The sequence below is a fragment of the Duganella sp. GW821-FHT07G03 genome (genome assembly GCF_059418605.1).
Genome location: NZ_JBWKQE010000002.1, coordinates 374,677 through 390,676 on the forward strand (window position 1 = coordinate 374,677; position 16,000 = coordinate 390,676).

Annotated in this window: 15 protein-coding genes; 6 read left to right on the plus strand and 9 right to left on the minus strand. The window is 63.3% G+C overall.

The features are described from left to right. Positions 1–129: 129 nt before the first annotated feature. The 4 genes from AC07OK_RS05605 to pyrC form a co-directional block, all read right to left on the minus strand. Positions 130–1,347, minus strand: a complete 1,218-nt coding sequence (locus tag AC07OK_RS05605; RefSeq protein WP_494689352.1) for an MFS transporter — start codon at positions 1,345–1,347, stop codon at positions 130–132. A 70-nt stretch (positions 1,348–1,417) separates the two neighbouring features. Beyond that, positions 1,418–2,413, minus strand: a complete 996-nt coding sequence (locus AC07OK_RS05610) for a Gfo/Idh/MocA family protein (protein WP_494689353.1) — start codon at positions 2,411–2,413, stop codon at positions 1,418–1,420. Positions 2,414–2,457: 44 nt separating this feature from the next. Continuing rightward, complete coding sequence (locus tag AC07OK_RS05615; protein WP_494689354.1) at positions 2,458–3,255, minus strand: DUF3025 domain-containing protein; 798 nt, start codon at positions 3,253–3,255, stop codon at positions 2,458–2,460. A 3-nt stretch (positions 3,256–3,258) separates the two neighbouring features. Beyond that, positions 3,259–4,311, minus strand: coding sequence for a dihydroorotase (pyrC, locus tag AC07OK_RS05620; protein ID WP_494689355.1), 1,053 nt, complete (start codon positions 4,309–4,311; stop codon positions 3,259–3,261). A gap of 115 nt (positions 4,312–4,426) precedes the next feature. Between pyrC and AC07OK_RS05625 the strand changes: the two genes are divergently transcribed. Together AC07OK_RS05625 and AC07OK_RS05630 are read left to right on the plus strand one after the other, a co-directional pair. Continuing rightward, the gene (locus AC07OK_RS05625) at positions 4,427–4,669 is read left to right on the plus strand and encodes a type II toxin-antitoxin system Phd/YefM family antitoxin (RefSeq protein ID WP_494689356.1); all 243 of its coding nucleotides are present in this window, start codon (positions 4,427–4,429) and stop codon (positions 4,667–4,669) included. Continuing rightward, complete coding sequence (locus AC07OK_RS05630) at positions 4,666–4,929, plus strand: Txe/YoeB family addiction module toxin (RefSeq protein ID WP_494689357.1); 264 nt, start codon at positions 4,666–4,668, stop codon at positions 4,927–4,929. The genes AC07OK_RS05625 and AC07OK_RS05630 overlap by 4 nt, the downstream gene beginning before the upstream one ends. 14 nt (positions 4,930–4,943) lie before the next feature. Here the strand turns inward: AC07OK_RS05630 and AC07OK_RS05635 are convergent, their stop codons facing one another. Beyond that, complete coding sequence (locus AC07OK_RS05635) at positions 4,944–6,929, minus strand: oxidoreductase (protein WP_494689358.1); 1,986 nt, start codon at positions 6,927–6,929, stop codon at positions 4,944–4,946. Positions 6,930–7,034: 105 nt separating this feature from the next. Between AC07OK_RS05635 and AC07OK_RS05640 the strand changes: the two genes are divergently transcribed. Further along, positions 7,035–7,937 (plus strand): LysR family transcriptional regulator, encoded by a 903-nt coding sequence (locus AC07OK_RS05640; protein WP_494689359.1) that lies wholly within the window; start codon positions 7,035–7,037, stop codon positions 7,935–7,937. A gap of 95 nt (positions 7,938–8,032) precedes the next feature. Here AC07OK_RS05640 and AC07OK_RS05645 read toward each other — a convergent pair whose 3' ends face one another. Continuing rightward, a complete protein-coding gene (locus tag AC07OK_RS05645) occupies positions 8,033–8,758 on the minus strand; it encodes an amino acid ABC transporter ATP-binding protein (protein WP_494689360.1) in 726 nt (241 codons plus the stop codon). Positions 8,759–8,975: 217 nt separating this feature from the next. On the opposite strand from AC07OK_RS05645, the gene AC07OK_RS05650 reads away from it, so the two are divergent. Then, on the plus strand, positions 8,976–10,229 hold the full coding sequence (locus tag AC07OK_RS05650) for a dicarboxylate/amino acid:cation symporter (RefSeq protein ID WP_494689361.1): 1,254 nt from the start codon (positions 8,976–8,978) through the stop codon (positions 10,227–10,229). 45 nt (positions 10,230–10,274) lie between these two features. Here AC07OK_RS05650 and AC07OK_RS05655 read toward each other — a convergent pair whose 3' ends face one another. Further along, complete coding sequence (locus AC07OK_RS05655; RefSeq protein ID WP_494689362.1) at positions 10,275–10,475, minus strand: hypothetical protein; 201 nt, start codon at positions 10,473–10,475, stop codon at positions 10,275–10,277. 148 nt (positions 10,476–10,623) lie between these two features. Here AC07OK_RS05655 and AC07OK_RS05660 point away from each other — a divergent pair, with 148 nt between their 5' ends. Then, positions 10,624–12,198, plus strand: coding sequence for a family 43 glycosylhydrolase (locus AC07OK_RS05660; protein WP_494689363.1), 1,575 nt, complete (start codon positions 10,624–10,626; stop codon positions 12,196–12,198). Here the strand turns inward: AC07OK_RS05660 and AC07OK_RS05665 are convergent. Then, positions 12,195–13,613 (minus strand): M20/M25/M40 family metallo-hydrolase, encoded by a 1,419-nt coding sequence (locus AC07OK_RS05665; RefSeq protein WP_494689364.1) that lies wholly within the window; start codon positions 13,611–13,613, stop codon positions 12,195–12,197. The two genes, AC07OK_RS05660 and AC07OK_RS05665, sit on opposite strands and share 4 nt — an antisense overlap. A gap of 14 nt (positions 13,614–13,627) precedes the next feature. Next, a complete protein-coding gene (locus AC07OK_RS05670) occupies positions 13,628–15,487 on the minus strand; it encodes an ABCB family ABC transporter ATP-binding protein/permease (protein WP_494689365.1) in 1,860 nt (619 codons plus the stop codon). A gap of 61 nt (positions 15,488–15,548) precedes the next feature. Here AC07OK_RS05670 and AC07OK_RS05675 point away from each other — a divergent pair, with 61 nt between their 5' ends. Next, entirely contained in the window at positions 15,549–15,998 is a 450-nt protein-coding gene (locus AC07OK_RS05675; protein WP_492927368.1) for an acyl-CoA thioesterase, read from the plus strand. The last annotated feature ends 2 nt before the right edge of the window (positions 15,999–16,000 follow it).

Consider the following 16,000-nt stretch of genomic DNA (forward strand, 5'->3'; position numbering starts at 1 on the left):
GACCCCAATGTTAAAAGCACAAGTAGAAGCGGTTGGCGAGGTCCAGCAGGAAGTCTGGCGTCAGGTAGGCCATGAACACCAGCGCCAGCACTACGACGCCGGCCGCGCGCAGCAGCCAGGTTTTCATCGCTAGGCCACCTTCAGGACGCCGCGTTCAATCGCTCGCTCGTTGATCGGCAGGTTGACCAGGCCGGCCATGATGCTCAACCCAATCGCGATGCCCCAGACGATGTCGTAGCTGCCCAGCTTGGCAAACAGGTAGCCGCCCAGCCACACGCCGATGAAGCTGCCCACCTGGTGCGAGAAGAACACCACGCCCGCCAGCATCGACATGTGCTTGACGCCAAAGATGCCGGCGATGATGCCGTTCGTAAGAGGCACCGTCGACAGCCAGATGAATCCTATCGCCGCCGCAAATACGTACACCGAGTAAGGCGTCAACGGCGCCAACAGGAACAGGCCGATGACGACGGCGCGCGTGAAGTAGATCGACGACAGCAGGTAGCGCTTGGGGAAGCGCCCACCCAGCTTGCCCGCATAGTACGAGCCGAAGATGTTGAACAAGCCTATCAGCGCCAGCGCCATCACCGCCACGCCGGGACTGGCGATGCCTTTGTCCTTCAAGTACGCCGGCATGTGCACGCCGATGAACACCAGCTGGAAGCCGCACACAAAATACCCCGCCACCAGCAACAGGAAGGAGCGATTGCCCACAGCCTCGCTCATCGCCTCGCGCACGCTTTGCTGCGGACCGCTGCCATGCGCCACCGCAGGCTCGCGCAGATAGAAGGCCATCGGTATCATCAACGCCACCACCAACCCGGCCAGCAGGTAGAAGGCGTTCTGCCAACCCACTGCGGAAATCAGCTGCTGCTCCACCGGCATCATCAAGAACTGGCCGAAGGAGCTGGCCGCGCCGGAGATACCAAACGCCCAGGAACGCTTCTCCACCGGCGCCACACGCCCGATGATGCCGCTGACCGCGCCGAACGCGGTACACGCAAGCGCCAAGCCGATGAACACGCCCGAGCCAATCACGAACATGGTCGGGTCCTTCACCAAGGCCATCCACACCAGCCCCGCCATGTAGCTGGCCGCGCCCACCAGCACCACGCGCATGGTGCCGAAGCGATCCGCCGCCATGCCGGCGAACGGGCCGAATGCGCCCCACAGCAGGTTCTGCAAGGCCAGCGCCAACGAATAGGTTTCACGCGTCCAGCCGTTGGCTTGCGAGATGGGCTGCATCCAGAAGCCGAAGCCGTGGCGCACGCCCATCGCCAGCGTCAGGACGACACCGCTGGCCAGCAGGACGGTTTTAAGAGAAGGAGCGCGGGTGGCGACGAACATGATAGGGTCCCGATTGTGGAAACGACATCTGGCGATTCTAACCAGTTCCCGCCGCCCGCGCTTGAAGGCCCTAGATGTCGAAGGTGTATTTCAGGCCGATCTGCGCACGGATATCGTCCAGCGTGCCCATGATGGACAGCGTTTCCTCGTGCGGCATCACCGGACTCTCGATCAGCCCCGCGCGGATGCAACGCCCCACTTCCTGCGCTTCGTGCGTGTAGCCGTTACCGCTGCGCGGCAGGTTGATGGTGCGCTCGCTGCGCGAGGCGCCGTCCACCAGCGTGACGCTGATGGTCTCGGTGTTGTGGAAGCGGTCGTGCAGGCGCACAAAACCCTTGGTGCCGGAGACGGTCAGCTCGGTCGGCGTGCGCGAACGCAGGCTGCACGCGCACGACGATACGCCGCCATCCTTGTGCATCAGCGTGAACGCGGTCTGCATGTCGACACCTGTAACGCCCATTTCCGCCTGCGCCTTCACGCCCGTCACCGGGCCAAGGAAGAACGACGCCATCGACAAGGGATAGATGCCCAGGTCCAGTAGCGCGCCTCCGCCCAACTCCGGCGCGAACAGCCGGTGCTCCGGCCCCACGTCCGCGGTAAAACCGAAATCCGCGCTGACATTGGCCGGCACGCCGATCTCGCCGCTGTCGACGATGCGCTTGGCCTCCACCACGGCCGGCATGAAGCGGGTCCACATCGCCTCCATGACGAACAGCTTTTTCCGGCGCGCCAGGTTGATGATGTCCTCGGCCTGGCGACGGTTCATGGTGAACGATTTCTCCACCAGCACGCCCTTGCCGCCGTTAAGGCACATCAGCGCATTCTCGTGGTGCATGGGGTGCGGCGTGCCGATGTAGATGACGTCGACCTCTGGATCGTCCGCCAGCGCCTGATAGCTGCCGTGGAAGCGCTCCGCGCCATATTCGACACCGAACGTGGTAGCGCTATCTACACTGCGCGAAGCAACGGCGGCCAGCTTGGCGCCGGGCGTGTCCTGCAAGGCGATGGCGAAAGCCTTGGCGATCTTGCCGGTGCCGAGTATCCCCCAGCGAATTACCTGCGTCATGGCGTGCTCTTTCTGCCGCATCGGCGGCGAAGTCGGTTAAAAATCTATTTTACCGCTGGTGCGCGTTTGGGGCGGAACACCGTTGCGTCGTTGTAGAAAGCGTCGTCCTGGTCCGGCCACCAGCCCGGCACGCCCAGCGCCTGCATCGGCGTGAAGTCGGCGGTGCTGAGGCCATGCCCGGCCAGGTCGCGCGCCACGGTGGCATCGATCCAATGACGGCGGGCGTCGTGGTCCATGGCGAAGAAGTCGTCGCCCGCCACCACCACGCGGGTGTGGGCGGTGATCGCCTTGCGCGGCGCGACCAGCTTTTCCATCAGCGCGTGGCCGAACAGCCATACCTGCGCGTCCGGCCCGAAGCTGGCGCGCTGCTCGATGAAGGCGGCGCGCCATTGATGGTCGCGCAGCGAGGCAGTCAGCGCCTGGCCGGCGGCGCCGTCGCGCACCACCAGCAAGGCGGCGTTTTCGTCGAAGATGGTGGCGCCGTCACGCGCGGGTCCGCGCGATTTGCCGACGCCGTCCAGCGCGATCTGCGCCGCCTGCAAGGCGTTCAGCTGCACTTTGATGCGCGGGAAGCTAAGCCACACAAGGCCGTTGAAGAAGTCGTGCAGATTGTCGCGCGTGGGCACGCCGCCGGTGGCGCCGATGAAGGCTTCGTAGGCTGTGCCGTCAGGCAACGACTCCTGCGGAACGAAGGAGATCGGCAGGTCCAGATGATTGCGCAAGCCCAGTGCTGCGGCTTGCGCGTTGAACGTGTCCATGAAGGGCACGTCCTCTGAAAGCTGGCCGGCCGCTGCGCGGACCGAGTCGTACCAGGGACGCGACCAGTCTATCGCTTGCAGCACTGCTTATACCATTTTCCAGTTGATGGTTTCGCCGGCGTTGAGCGGCACTACCTGCTGGTCCGCCAGCGGCAGGGTTTCCGGCAGCGTCCACTGCTCGCGCTTGAGGGTGATGGTGTCGGTGTTGCGCGGCAGGTTGTAGAAGGCCGGGCCATTGAAACTTGCGAAGGCTTCCAGCTTGTCCAGCGCGCCGGCGCGTTCGAAGGCTTCGGCATACAGCTCCATCGCGTGCAGCGCGGTGTAGCAACCGGCGCAACCGCAGGCGGCTTCCTTGGCGCCCTGCGCGTGCGGCGCGGAGTCGGTGCCGAGGAAGAAACGCTCGTCGCCACTGGTGGCGGCGGTGACCAGCGCCAGGCGGTGTTCTTCGCGCTTGAGTACCGGCAGGCAGTAGTAGTGCGGACGGATGCCGCCCTTGAAGATGTCGTTGCGGTTGTACAGCAGGTGATGCGCGGTGATGGTCGCGGCGATCGGGCCTTCCGCTTCCGCCACGTACTGCGCGGCGTGCTTGGTGGTGATGTGTTCGAAAACGATGTTCAGCGCCGGGAAGTCGCGGCGCAGCGGGCGCATCACGCGCTCGATGAAGACGGCTTCGCGGTCGAACAGGTCGATGTCCTGGTCGGTGACTTCGCCGTGGACCAGGAAGGGCATGCCCACTTCCTGCATCATCTCCAGCGTCTTGTAGCAGTTGGACAGGTCGGTCACGCCGGCGTCCGAGTTGGTGGTGGCGCCGGCCGGGTACAGCTTGACCGCGTGGACGATGCCGCTTTCCTGCGCGCGCAGGATCTCGTCCGGCGGCGTGTTGTTGGTCAGGTAGAGCGTCATCAGCGGCTCGAATTTCATGCCAGCCGGCAGAGCCGCCATGATGCGGTTGCGATAAGCCTCGGCTGCGGCGGTGGTGGTCACCGGCGGTTTCAGGTTGGGCATCACGATGGCGCGGCCGAACTGGCGCGCGCTGTGCGGCAGCACGCTGGCCAGGGTGGCGCCGTCGCGCAGGTGCAAATGCCAGTCGTCGGGACGGGTGATGGTGATGCTGTCTGGGGTGTGTTCGAGGTCGGACATGGCGGCGGGCTTTCAGGCTATCAATGGCGAATACCGCCATTTTACCTCCTTGCGCCGCTCGCTTGACAGTGCGTACGTTAAGGCGTACGTTTTGACGATCCCACAAGGAGCAGTCATGGATTCCATTTCAGCAAGCGATGCGCGCGCGCGGCTCTATAACCTGATCGACGAAACCGCCACTAGCCATGTGCCAATTACGATCACCGGCAAGCGCAACAACGCGGTGCTTATCTCCGCCGATGATTGGCGCGCAATTCAGGAGACGCTGTATTTACTATCGGTACCCGGAATGCGCGAGTCCATCCTCACCGCGCGCGCGGAGCCATTGGGCGATAGCGATAGGGAATTAATCTGGTGAGTTGGCAACTGGTGTACTCCCACCAGGCTCAAAAAGATGCAAAAAAAGCGGCGGCGGCGGGGATGAAGAAGCAAGTGCAATCGCTACTTGACTTGCTCGCCAACGATCCTTTCGCGCGTCCGCCTCCTTTTGAGAAACTTGTCGGCGACTTGGCGGGGGCCTACTCGCGCAGGATCAACATACATCACCGCCTTGTCTATGAGGTTTTCCCGGATCAGCATATTGTTCGCATCCTGCGCATGTGGACGCACTACGCATAGCGCGCCCGGGTTCCTTAAAAGCGTATCACCGTCTTCCCTGCGCCGTGGCCGGTTTTATTTCGCTCGATCGCGGCTGGCGCCTGTTCAACGTTGACGACATCCGACACCACCACGGTCAACTCACCACTAGCCGCCCGCGCCGCGATCCGCGCCAGCAGTTTGCCGTCGGGGCGCATCGTATGCCAGCTGCCACGGCGACCATCCGGCACCCGCATGACGATGTCCGGCGCGGCGATGCTGACGATGCGGCCTTGCGACGACAGCACTTGCCACGAGCGGTCCAGTGTTTCGCCGCCCACCAGATCGAACACCAGGTCGACATTCTTCGCCACGTCCTCAAAGCGCGTGGTTTTGTAGTCGATCACTTCATCGGCGCCAAGGCTGTGCAGCAGATCGGCATTGCGGCCTTGTGCGGTGGCCAGCACACGGGCTCCGGCCTGCTTGGCAAACTGCACGGCGTAGCTGCCGACGCCACCGGCGGCGCCGTGGATCAGCACCGTCTCGCCACGTTGCAGCTGGCCCGTTTCAAACAGCGCCTGCCATGCCGTCATCGATGCGACCGGGATGGCCGCAGCAGTCGCATCTTCAAGCGCGGCCGGTATCGGCGCCAGCTTGGATGCGGCAACCGCCACGTAACCGGCGTAGGCGCCCAAGCCGCCAAGCGCGCCAAAGACACGGTCTCCCACAGCGAAGCCTTCGACGTCGGTCCCCACCGCTGCCACCTCTCCGGCCAATTCAAGGCCCAGCGTGGCGGGCAGCGGCAGCTGGAAAACATCCTTGACCAGGCCATCGCGGATTTTCCAATCGAGCCCATTGACGCCGGCGGCGATTACCCGCACCAACACCTCGTCCGGCTTTGGCTGCGGCATCGACACTTCATCCCACCGCATCACCTCCGCGCCGCCATAGGCGTGGATACGCAGCGCGCGGTTGGACGCGGCGTCGACCAGCGCCGGATAGTCGATATAGCCCTGCGCCCCCGGCGCATAGAACAACGCAGGATTGGGCGCGTTAAGCGGCGCATTCAACGCGAAACGGCGTGGCAGGTCAGGGTTGGCGAGGAAGGCGCTGCCATAGGCCACGGCATCCGCTTCGCCCGCCGCGACGCGCTGTTCGCCGGATTCGCGGGTCTGGCCGCCGCCCAGGATGTAGGCGCCGTTGAACAGGGGACGCAACACACCGTGATAATCGTATTCCGCATTGAACTTGGCCACGTGCAGGTAGGCCAGGTTCAGCGGCGCGAGCTGGCGCACCAGGTAGGTGTAGGTCTCCACCGGCGCGTCATCCTTGATGTCGTTGAAGCCCATCTCCGGCGAGATCTTGATGCCGACACGGTCGCTGCCCGCTTCCGCAATCATCGCGCCGAGCACCTCCAGGATGAAGCGCGCGCGATTGGAAATCGAGCCTCCATACTGGTCGCTGCGCTGATTGCTGCCCGACGTCAGGAACTGCTCCGGCAGGTAGCCCGACGCCGCATGCAGTTCAACGCCATCGAAGCCCGCCTCCAGCGCGCGCCGCGTCGCAAGGCGGTATTCCTCCACGACGCCCGCCACTTCCGAAGTCTCCAGCGCGCGCGGCGTGACGAAATCCACCATGCCATTGACGGTAAAGGACTGCCCCGCAGGCTTGATGGCGGAAGGCGCCACCGGCAATGCGCCACCAGGCAGCATGCTCGGATGCGAGATGCGGCCAGTGTGCATCAGCTGCATGAAGATGCGGCCACCTTCGGCATGCACCGCCTCAGTCACCTTCTTCCAGGCGACCACCTGTTCGTCGCTGTAGATGCCCGGCGTGCGCACATAACCCTTGCCCATCGCGCTGGGGAAAACGCCTTCGGTGACGATCAGGCCTGCCGTGGCGCGCTGGCGGTAGTAGGTAACGGCCAGTTCGGACTGCACGCCGTCCGCATCGTTGGCGCGCGAGCGGGTCATGGGCGCCATGATCATGCGGTTGCGCAGGGTGTAACGGCCGATTTGCACTGCTGTCGATAAGGTGTTCATGGAGAACCTCGCTAAGTGAGTGAATGTGCAGCCATCATCCATTGATTCTCCCTTGGGATAAATAGCTTAAAATGAAATCACTGATCCACTGATGGAGCAATCGAAATGTCACTCTTATCGAGCATGGAATTGTTCGTGGCGGTCGCCAACGCCAGGGGGTTCCGGCGCGCAGCCGAGACGCTGGGCATGCCCAACTCCACGCTGTCGCGCCGCATCTCGGAGCTGGAAAAAGAAATCGGCGTGCGCCTGTTCCACCGTTCCACCCGCAAGGTCGAGCTGACCGAGGCTGGCCAGGCCTACTTCCGCCGCTGCGAAAGCATCGTCGCCGAGGCGCGCATCGCGCACGAATCGCTGCAGGAACTGGCCGAGCGCCCCAGCGGCACGCTGCGGGTATCGATGCCGGTGGATCTGGCGATCTCCTATCTGGCGCCGTCGCTGAAGGCCTTCGGTGAACAATATCCGCAAATCGATTTTGAAATGGACCTGACGCCGCGCCGTGTCGACCTCGTGACCGACGGCTTCGATTGCGCGATCCGCATGGGCACACCGCCGCCAACGCCGTCGACGCTGATCGCCAGGCAGGTTGGCCTGCTGCCGCGCTATCTGTATGCGTCGCCGGTATATCTGCGTGGCGCGCCGCCGCTGAAACATCCCGATGACCTGGTGAACCACCAATGCATGATCCAGTTTCCTGGCGGAGGCAAGGCGCAATGGACGCTGTCCTCGCGCAAAAAGACAGTCACCGTCGACGTCAGTGGGCGCTACACCGCCAACAACGTTAGCATGTGCAAAAAGATGGCGGCACTGGGCATGGGCATCGCCATTTCCGCCGGTCCCGAAGCGCTGGAGGAACTGGAACGCGGCCAGTTGCAGCGCGTGCTGCCGCAATGGGACTTCGCGCCGATACCCGTGTATGCGATCATCGAATCGCGCCTGATCCCGTCGCGGGTAAGGCTGTTCATCGATTTCGTGCAGGCCAGCTTGAGGGGATACTCCGCGCCTTCGTAGACGCGGAGCTTGTGCTTACTGGGCCTTGTTGAGCCGACACCCAGGATCGGCAGCACGGCGCCCGCGAGCGGCTTGAGAATGTTCATTAGTGAATCTTAGTGGATGATACGGGCGAGAAAGTCGCGCGCCCGCTCCGAGCGGGGCGCGCCGAAGAATTCATCCTTGCCGCAATCTTCCAGGATGCGGCCTTGGTCCATGAACACCACGCGGTTGGCCACTTTGCGGGCGAAGCCCATTTCGTGGGTGACCACCATCATGGTCATGCCTTCCTGCGCCAGGCCGACCATCACGTCCAGCACCTCGTTGATCATTTCCGGGTCCAGCGCGGAGGTGGGCTCGTCGAACAGCATGGCGATCGGGTCCATCGACAGCGCGCGGGCGATGGCCACCCGCTGCTGCTGGCCGCCGGACAGCTGGCTGGGGAACTTGTCCTGCTGCGCCCGCAGGCCGACCCGGTCCAGGTACTTCAGGCCGCGCGCGGTGGCTTCCTCCACGCTGCGGCCCAGCACCTTGACCTGGGCCAGGTTCAGGTTGTCGCGCACCGATAAATGGGGAAACAGCTCGAAATTCTGGAAAACCATGCCGATACGGGCCCGCAAGGCCGGCAAATCGGTCTTTTTGTCGCCGACGGCGACGCCATCGACGGTAATTTGCCCCTGCTGGAACGGTTCCAGCCCGTTGACGGTCTTGATCAGCGTCGACTTGCCGGAGCCGGAAGGCCCGCAAATGACCATCACATCGCCCTTTTCCACCCGGGTGCTGCACTCTCCCAACACCTGGAATTGGCCATACCATTTACTGACGTTGTTGATTTCGATCATATGTACGCTGAAATAAAAACCCGGCCCGAACCCGCGTGGGTGCGGCCCACCATGCGCTTGACAGCGCCTCTGCCCACAAGGATACTGCGGAACTTGCCCATAGTTTCACCAGCCGGACCATAAAATACCGGTTGCAGCCAATGCAGAACCACAGCAGCGGCGGACACCCCGCCCTCTGCGCAGGCCCAGAGAGACACTACCACAGGAAGCTCATAACATGCATAAACAAAGCCGATTGACCACCTACATCCTCGTCGGACTGACGCTGGGTATCTTCGCCGGATACCTGGCCAATACCAACCTGGCCAAGCCGACGGAATTTGCCGACTACATGTCGCTGATCACCACGCTGTTCCTGCGTCTGATCAAGATGATCATCGCTCCGCTGGTGTTCTCGACGCTGGTATGCGGCATCGCCAAGATGGGCGACGCCTCCGAAGTGGGCCGCATCGGCATTAAAACGCTGGGCTGGTTCTTCATCGCCTCGGTGATGTCGCTGAGCCTGGGCCTGATCCTGGTCAACCTGTTCCGCCCTGGCGATGCGCTGCTGGGCCAAATGGCCGCCACCACCGCCAAGTCCGACCTGGTCGTGAGCGGCCTGACGCTGAAGGAATTCGTCGTCCACCTGGTGCCGGCCTCCATCGTCGAAGGCATGAGCAAGAACGAGATCCTGCAAATCGTGATCTTCTCGCTGTTCTTCGGTTCGGCCGCCGCGGCGGTTGGTGAGAAAGCCAACGTCATGGTCGCCGCGCTGGACGGCGTGGCCCACGTGATGCTGAAGGTCACCGGCTACGTGATGCAGTTCGCACCGTTCGCCGTGTTCGCGGCCGTGTCGGGCGTGATCGCCAAGAGCGGCCTGAGCGTGCTGTCGACCTACGGCGTGTTCATGGCGGAGTTCTACTTCGGCATCGCGCTGCTGTGGGCGCTGCTGATCTTCATCGGCTTCATCTTCCTGAAGGGCCGCATCTTCGGCCTGATGAAAGAGCTGCGCAGCCCGGCGCTGCTGGCTTTCTCGACCGCGTCGAGCGAGGCTGCCTATCCTAAAACGCTGGAAGGCCTGGAGCGCTTTGGGGTACGCAACCGCCTGGCCGCCTTCGTGCTGCCGATCGGCTACTCGTTCAACCTGGACGGCTCGATGATGTATTGCACCTTCGCCACCGTGTTCATCGCGCAGGCTTACGGCATCGAGATGTCGCTGGGCCAGCAGATGTCCATGATGATGGTGCTGATGCTGACCTCCAAGGGCATGGCCGGCGTGCCGCGCGCCTCGCTGGTGGTGATCGCCGCGACGCTGGGTCAGTTCAACATTCCGGAAGCGGGCATGCTGCTGTTGCTGGGCATCGACCACTTCCTCGACATGGCGCGCTCCGCGACCAACGTCATCGGCAACGGCGTGGCCACCGCGGTGGTCGCCAAGTGGGAGGGCGAGCTGGCCGCTCCCGGCGAAGTCGAGTTAGTCAAAGCCGCGTAACAAGCGCGCGCCAGCAAGAAGGCCACCTCGGTGGCCTTTTTTTCGTCACAACCAGGTGCGCTTACCCTCGGGCTTGGCGCCCATCCCACGCAATCTGCGCCGCAAACGCACGTTGTCCGCAAGGGCAAAAACCAGCGTCACCAACATGAGGACGCTGAACGCTTCGTTGCCGAAGAATCTGAAGAACAGCGCCGCGCCGCCTGCGCAAAGCAAGCCGACTATCAACAGCATCAAACCATCTTTCACAGGTCTCTCCTCGGAATCTCGCGATGACACATCATAATCCGCCTTGCCCACTTATGCGGAATCATTATCTGACTTGGTGAGATTTGCAATTGCGCCGGCCGGTGCGCTGATGCACCATCTACGCACATTTTGCACAGATGGAGACAGCATGACCTCATCCCGGCGCGCGGCGCTCAAGACGATATTGGCCGGCGCAGCAATCGCTCCGCAACTGACCCACGCGGCGGAGCCGAAATGGGGACGCGGCATCGAAGGCCAGCGCAAGGCGGACCTGGGCAATGGCACCTACCTCAATCCCATCCTGTCCGGCGACCATCCCGATCCCACCATCCTCAAGGACGGCGAGGATTACTACATGACGTTTTCGTCCTTCCTGTCCTACCCCGGCGTCATCCTCTGGCACTCGCGCGACCTGGTGAACTGGGAACCGATCGGCCCCGCGCTGACCAAGCCGATCGGCAGCGTCTGGGCCATGGACCTGGTCAAGCACAACGGCCGCTACTTCATCTACATCCCCGCCACGCCGGACGGCAAAGGCACCATCTTCGTCATCTGGGCCGACAACATCAGGGGCCCGTGGAGCGATCCGATCGACCTGCACATCGACGCCATCGATCCCGGCCACGCGGTCGGCGAGGACGGCAAGCGCTACCTGTTCGTCAACGGCGTGCGCCGCATCGGCCTGACCGACGACGGCCTGGCCACCGTCGGCACACTCGAAAAAGTCTACGAGCCGTGGCGCTACCCATCCGACTGGGTGGTGGAGATGTTCGCCCCCGAAGGACCGAAGCTGTTGCGCCGCAACGGCTGGTACTACCTGGTGCTGGCGGTCGGAGGCACCTCCGGCCCGCCGACCAGCCACATGGTGATCGCCGCGCGCTCGCGCTCCATCCACGGACCGTGGGAGAACTGCCCCCAGAATCCGCTGGTGCGCACCAAGAGCGCCGACGAGAGGTGGTGGTCGCGCGGCCACGCCACGCTGGTCGAAGGACCGGCAGGCGACTGGTGGATGGTCTACCACGGCTACGAGAACGGCTACCGCACCCTCGGTCGCCAGACGCTGCTCGAACCGATTGAATGGACAGCAGACGGCTGGTTCAAACCCAAGGGTGGCGACCTGTCATCACCGCTGCCGATGCCGAAGAATGGCAGCGCCGTTCAGGCAGGATTCGCCAAATCGGACGACTTCACGAAAAACAAATTCGGCGTGCAATGGTGCTTCTTCAATCCGGGGCCGGACGAAATGAAACGCGTGCGCTTTGAAAAGGGGGCGGTCAGCATCGCGGGCAAAGGCACATCGCCGACCGACTGCTCGCCGCTAGCCTGCATCGTCGGCGACCACGCTTACGAAGCCACCGTCACGCTTGAGATCAGCGGCGCAGGCCATGGCGGCCTGCTACTGCACTACAACGAGCATATGTTCGTTGGCGTCGGCTTCAGCGCCACGCACATGCTGACCTACCAGTACGCCCGCGAACAGAGCTGGATGCGCGAAGCCGTGAAGGCCGCCACTGTGCGCATCCGCGTCAGGAACGACCGGCATATCGTAACGTTCTTCTACGCGCTGGACGACGGCAAATGGATACAGCACCCGTGGCAGATGGAGACCTCGGGCATGCACCACAACGTCTTCGGCGGCTTCCTCAGCCTGCAGCCGGCGGTGTACAGCGCCGGCGAAGGCGCTGTACACATGCGAGACTTCCAGTACCGCGCGCTGGCCTAGTTCTGGCCGGCGTAGACCTTCACCAGGTCGTACAGGAAGGTACGGCCCTCCATCAGCGACTGCACGCCGATGTATTCGTTCAGGCCGTGGATGTTGCCCAGGTCCGGCGTCAGGAAGATGCCGCTGATGCCGTAGGTCGGAATGCCGGCCGCGTTCAGGAACTGGCCGTCGGTGGCGCCCGATTGCAGGATAGGTAGCACCGGCACGCCGGGCCACATCTTCGCAGTCAGTTTTTCAACCGGCTCCATGATGGCGCGCGTCAGCTCCGGCGGCGCTGAATTCTCGCCGCGGATTTCCAGCGTCTCCACCTTCACGGCCGGATCGTTGATGGCCTTGACCAGCGCTTCGCGCACTGTCTCCTGCGTCACCCCAGGGAAAATGCGGCAGTTGATGTTGGCGCGTGCGCGCTGCGGCAGCGCGTTGGTGGCGTGGCCCGCGTCAAGCATGGTCGCCACGCAGGTGGTGTGCAGCATCGCGCCCCAGCTGGTGTCGCGGCCGGAGACCAGCGCCACCGCCTTGGCATCCTTGGGATTCTTCACCACCGCCAGCATCGCCGCCGCCAAGTCCTTGTGGCCCTCGGCCGCCTGGATCTTCGACATGCCGGTCAGGTAGCCACGGCTGCCGTCGGCCAGCTGGATCGGGAAGGTGTAGCCCTCGATCCTCTTCAACGCGCCGGCCAGGTGGTAGATCGCGTTGTCCTTTTGCGGACGCGAGCTGTGGCCGCCGCGATTGGTCACTTCCAGCCGATAGTTCTGCGATACCTTCTCGCCCGCTTGCACCGTCATCGACACGCGCTTGCCCGCCGCATCGAGCTCGCCGCCGGCGCCTTCGTTGATGGCGAAGCCGGCGTCGATCAATTCGCGACGGTTCTTGGTCAGCCACTCGGCGCCGTTGAAAGCGCCGCCGGTCTCCTCGCCGCAAGTCAGCGCCATCTTCAACGTGTGGCGCGGCACGTAGCCTTCGTTCTTGAAGCGCACCAGCGTGTCGGCCCAGATGGCCGCCTGCGCCTTGTCGTCCAGCGCGCCGCGCGCGTAGAACTTGCCGTCTTCCTCGATCAGCGTGAACGGATCGCGCACCCAGTCTTCACGCTTGGCTTCGACCACGTCGATGTGCGCCAATAGCAGGATGGCTTTCGCCTTCGGATCGCTGCCCGGCATGACGGCCACCAGCCCGCCCTCCTTCGGATGCGCAGGATCGGCGAACAGATGCAGCTGGGAATCGGCAAACCCCGCCGTTTTCAATCGCGCGGCGATGCGCTCCGCAGCCAGCGTGCAACTGCCCGCAGACAGCGTTGTATTGGTTTCGACCAGCTCCTTGTACAGGGCGCGGAACTGCGGTTCCGTAGGGTCGGCATACGCATTCTGAACACAAGCCATCAAGACAGTTACCGCACCCAGCGCAAAACGAGACTTCATAGTCGCTTCCTTAGTTAGACTGCATCCACGACGTCGTCGGGGGACGACGCCAATTCTTCATCGGCCTTGGCCTGCTGCCGTTGCCACATCTGCGCGTACAAGCCGTCCGCCGCCAGCAGCGACTGGTGCGTTCCGCGTTCGACGATGCGGCCGTGGTCCAGCACCAGGATCTGCTGCGCGTCCGCCACCGTGGACAGGCGGTGCGCGATCACCATCGTCGTGCGGCTCTTGGCGATTTCCTTCAACTGCGCCTGGATCGCCTGCTCGGCCTTGGAGTCCAGCGCGGACGTGGCTTCGTCGAAGATCAGGATGGCCGGATTCTTCAACAGCGTGCGGGCGATCGCCACGCGCTGCTTCTCGCCGCCGGAGAGTTTGAGACCGCGCTCGCCAACCATGGTGGCGTAACCGTCCGGCAGGCTGTCGATGAAGTCATGAATGGAGGCTGCGCGCGCCGCTGCCACGATCTGTTCCTTCGTCGCGCCGGGCTGGCCGTAGGCGATGTTGTATTCGATGGTGTCGTTGAACAGCACCGTATCCTGCGGCACGATGCCGATCGCGTGGCGCAGCGTGTCCTGCGTGATCGCGCGCAGGTCCTGGCCGTCGATGGTGATGCCGCCGGCGTTGACTTCGTAGAAGCGGAACAGCAGGCGCGACAAGGTCGACTTGCCCGACCCGCTGTGGCCCACCACCGCCGTCGTGGTACCCGGCGCGATGGTGAAGTCGACGTCGAACAGGATCTGGCGCTTGGACTCGTAGCTGAAGTCCACATGGTTGAAGCGCACCTGCGCGCCATGCGTGACCAGCGGCTGCGCGTCTGGCGAATCGGCCACTTCGCGATTCTGGTCCAGCAGCGAGAACAGCTTCTCCATGTCGGCCAGGCTTTGCTTGATCTCGCGATAGATCACGCCGAGGAAGTTGAGCGGTATGTACAGCTGGATCATGAAGGAGTTCACCAGCACCAGGTCGCCCAGTGTCATCTTGCCGTCGATGACGCCTTGCGTGGCGCGCCACAGGATCAGCGTGACGGCGGTGGCGATGATCAGCGACTGCCCGGTGTTCAGCAGCGACAGCGACGTCTGCGATTTGACGGCGGCCGATTCGTAGCGCTGCAAGCCTTCGTCGTAGCGCCTCGCTTCGTAGTCCTCGTTGCCGAAGTATTTGACGGTCTCGTAGTTGATCAGCGAATCGATGGCCTTGGTGTTGGCCTTCGAATCCAGTTCGTTCATGGTGCGGCGGAAGTGCGTGCGCCAGTCGGTGACGAAGATGGTGAAGGAGATGTACGTCACCAGCGCGACAAAGGTGATCACCGAGAACCAGATGTCGTAGTGCGTGACGAGGTAGCCCAGCACCAGCGTGATCTCCACCAGCGTCGGCAGGATATTGAACAGCGTGTAGGAAATCAGCGAACCGACGGCGCGCGTGCCGCGTTCGATATCGCGCGTCATGCCGCCGGTCTGGCGGTTCAGGTGGAAGCGCAGCGACAGCGCGTGCAGGTGGCGGAACACCTGCAACGCGATGGTGCGCACCGCGCGCTGCGTGACGCGCGCGAACAGGAACTCGCGCAACTCGGTGAACAAGGTGGTCGACACGCGCAGCACGCCGTAAGCCACCAGCGCGCCGAGCGGCAGCACCAGCAGCGCCTGCGGATGCGACGGCGAGATGCTCAGGCTGTCGATCAGGCGCTTCATCACGACCGGCACGCCGACGTTGGCCAGCTTGGCGCCGATCAGGCAACCCAGCGCCAGCAGCACGCGCCATTTGTAGACCCACAGGTAAGGGAAGAGTGTTTTCAGCGTCGCCATGTCGCTGCGCGGGGCGGCGGCATTGCTGGCGTTGGCTGGCGGAGTGTTCGGGGAGTACGTAGTACGTCGCATGGCGGATGTCGGCTTTTTATGGTTCAATCCCGGTAATTGTAGCCCTTCAAGAGAATTCACGATGACCACCCCCGAAAATCCCCCCACCATCAAAGCCGAAACCGTCAACCGCGGCCTGCCCGCCGGGAAGATGCCGGAACTGCGCATGATGCCGGCGCCGTCCGACGCCAACGTCTACGGCGACGTGTTCGGCGGCTGGATCATGGCGCAGGTCGACATCGCCGGCTCGCTGCCGGCCACCCGCCGCGCCAACGGCCGCGTGGCGACCATATCGGTGAACTCCTTCGTGTTCAAGAATCCCGTATTCGTGGGCGACCTGCTGTCGTTTTATGCTGATATTGTCAAGGTTGGCAATACGTCCATTACCGTCAACGTCGAGGTGTATGCCGAGCGCAATCGCCTGCAAGCCTGCACCGTCAAGGTCACCGAGGCCACGCTGACCTACGTCGCCACCGACTCGGACCGCAAGCCGCGCAAGGTGCCGCCGATCGAAACGCTGATCCGTTCCTGATC

Bases quoted from the DNA above. Each gene is read 5' to 3' on its own strand.
- AC07OK_RS05645 (WP_494689360.1), bottom strand. From the start codon at position 8,758: ATGATCGAAATCAACAACGTCAGTAAATGGTATGGCCAATTCCAGGTG.
- AC07OK_RS05650 (WP_494689361.1), top strand. From the start codon at position 8,976: ATGCATAAACAAAGCCGATTGACCACCTACATCCTCGTCGGACTGACG.
- AC07OK_RS05625 (WP_494689356.1), top strand. From the start codon at position 4,427: ATGGATTCCATTTCAGCAAGCGATGCGCGCGCGCGGCTCTATAACCTG.
- AC07OK_RS05675 (WP_492927368.1), top strand. From the start codon at position 15,549: ATGACCACCCCCGAAAATCCCCCCACCATCAAAGCCGAAACCGTCAAC.
- AC07OK_RS05605 (WP_494689352.1), bottom strand. From the start codon at position 1,347: ATGTTCGTCGCCACCCGCGCTCCTTCTCTTAAAACCGTCCTGCTGGCC.
- pyrC (WP_494689355.1), bottom strand. From the start codon at position 4,311: ATGTCCGACCTCGAACACACCCCAGACAGCATCACCATCACCCGTCCC.
- AC07OK_RS05670 (WP_494689365.1), bottom strand. From the start codon at position 15,487: ATGCGACGTACTACGTACTCCCCGAACACTCCGCCAGCCAACGCCAGC.
- AC07OK_RS05640 (WP_494689359.1), top strand. From the start codon at position 7,035: ATGTCACTCTTATCGAGCATGGAATTGTTCGTGGCGGTCGCCAACGCC.
- AC07OK_RS05610 (WP_494689353.1), bottom strand. From the start codon at position 2,413: ATGACGCAGGTAATTCGCTGGGGGATACTCGGCACCGGCAAGATCGCC.
- AC07OK_RS05665 (WP_494689364.1), bottom strand. From the start codon at position 13,613: ATGAAGTCTCGTTTTGCGCTGGGTGCGGTAACTGTCTTGATGGCTTGT.
- AC07OK_RS05660 (WP_494689363.1), top strand. From the start codon at position 10,624: ATGACCTCATCCCGGCGCGCGGCGCTCAAGACGATATTGGCCGGCGCA.
- AC07OK_RS05635 (WP_494689358.1), bottom strand. From the start codon at position 6,929: ATGAACACCTTATCGACAGCAGTGCAAATCGGCCGTTACACCCTGCGC.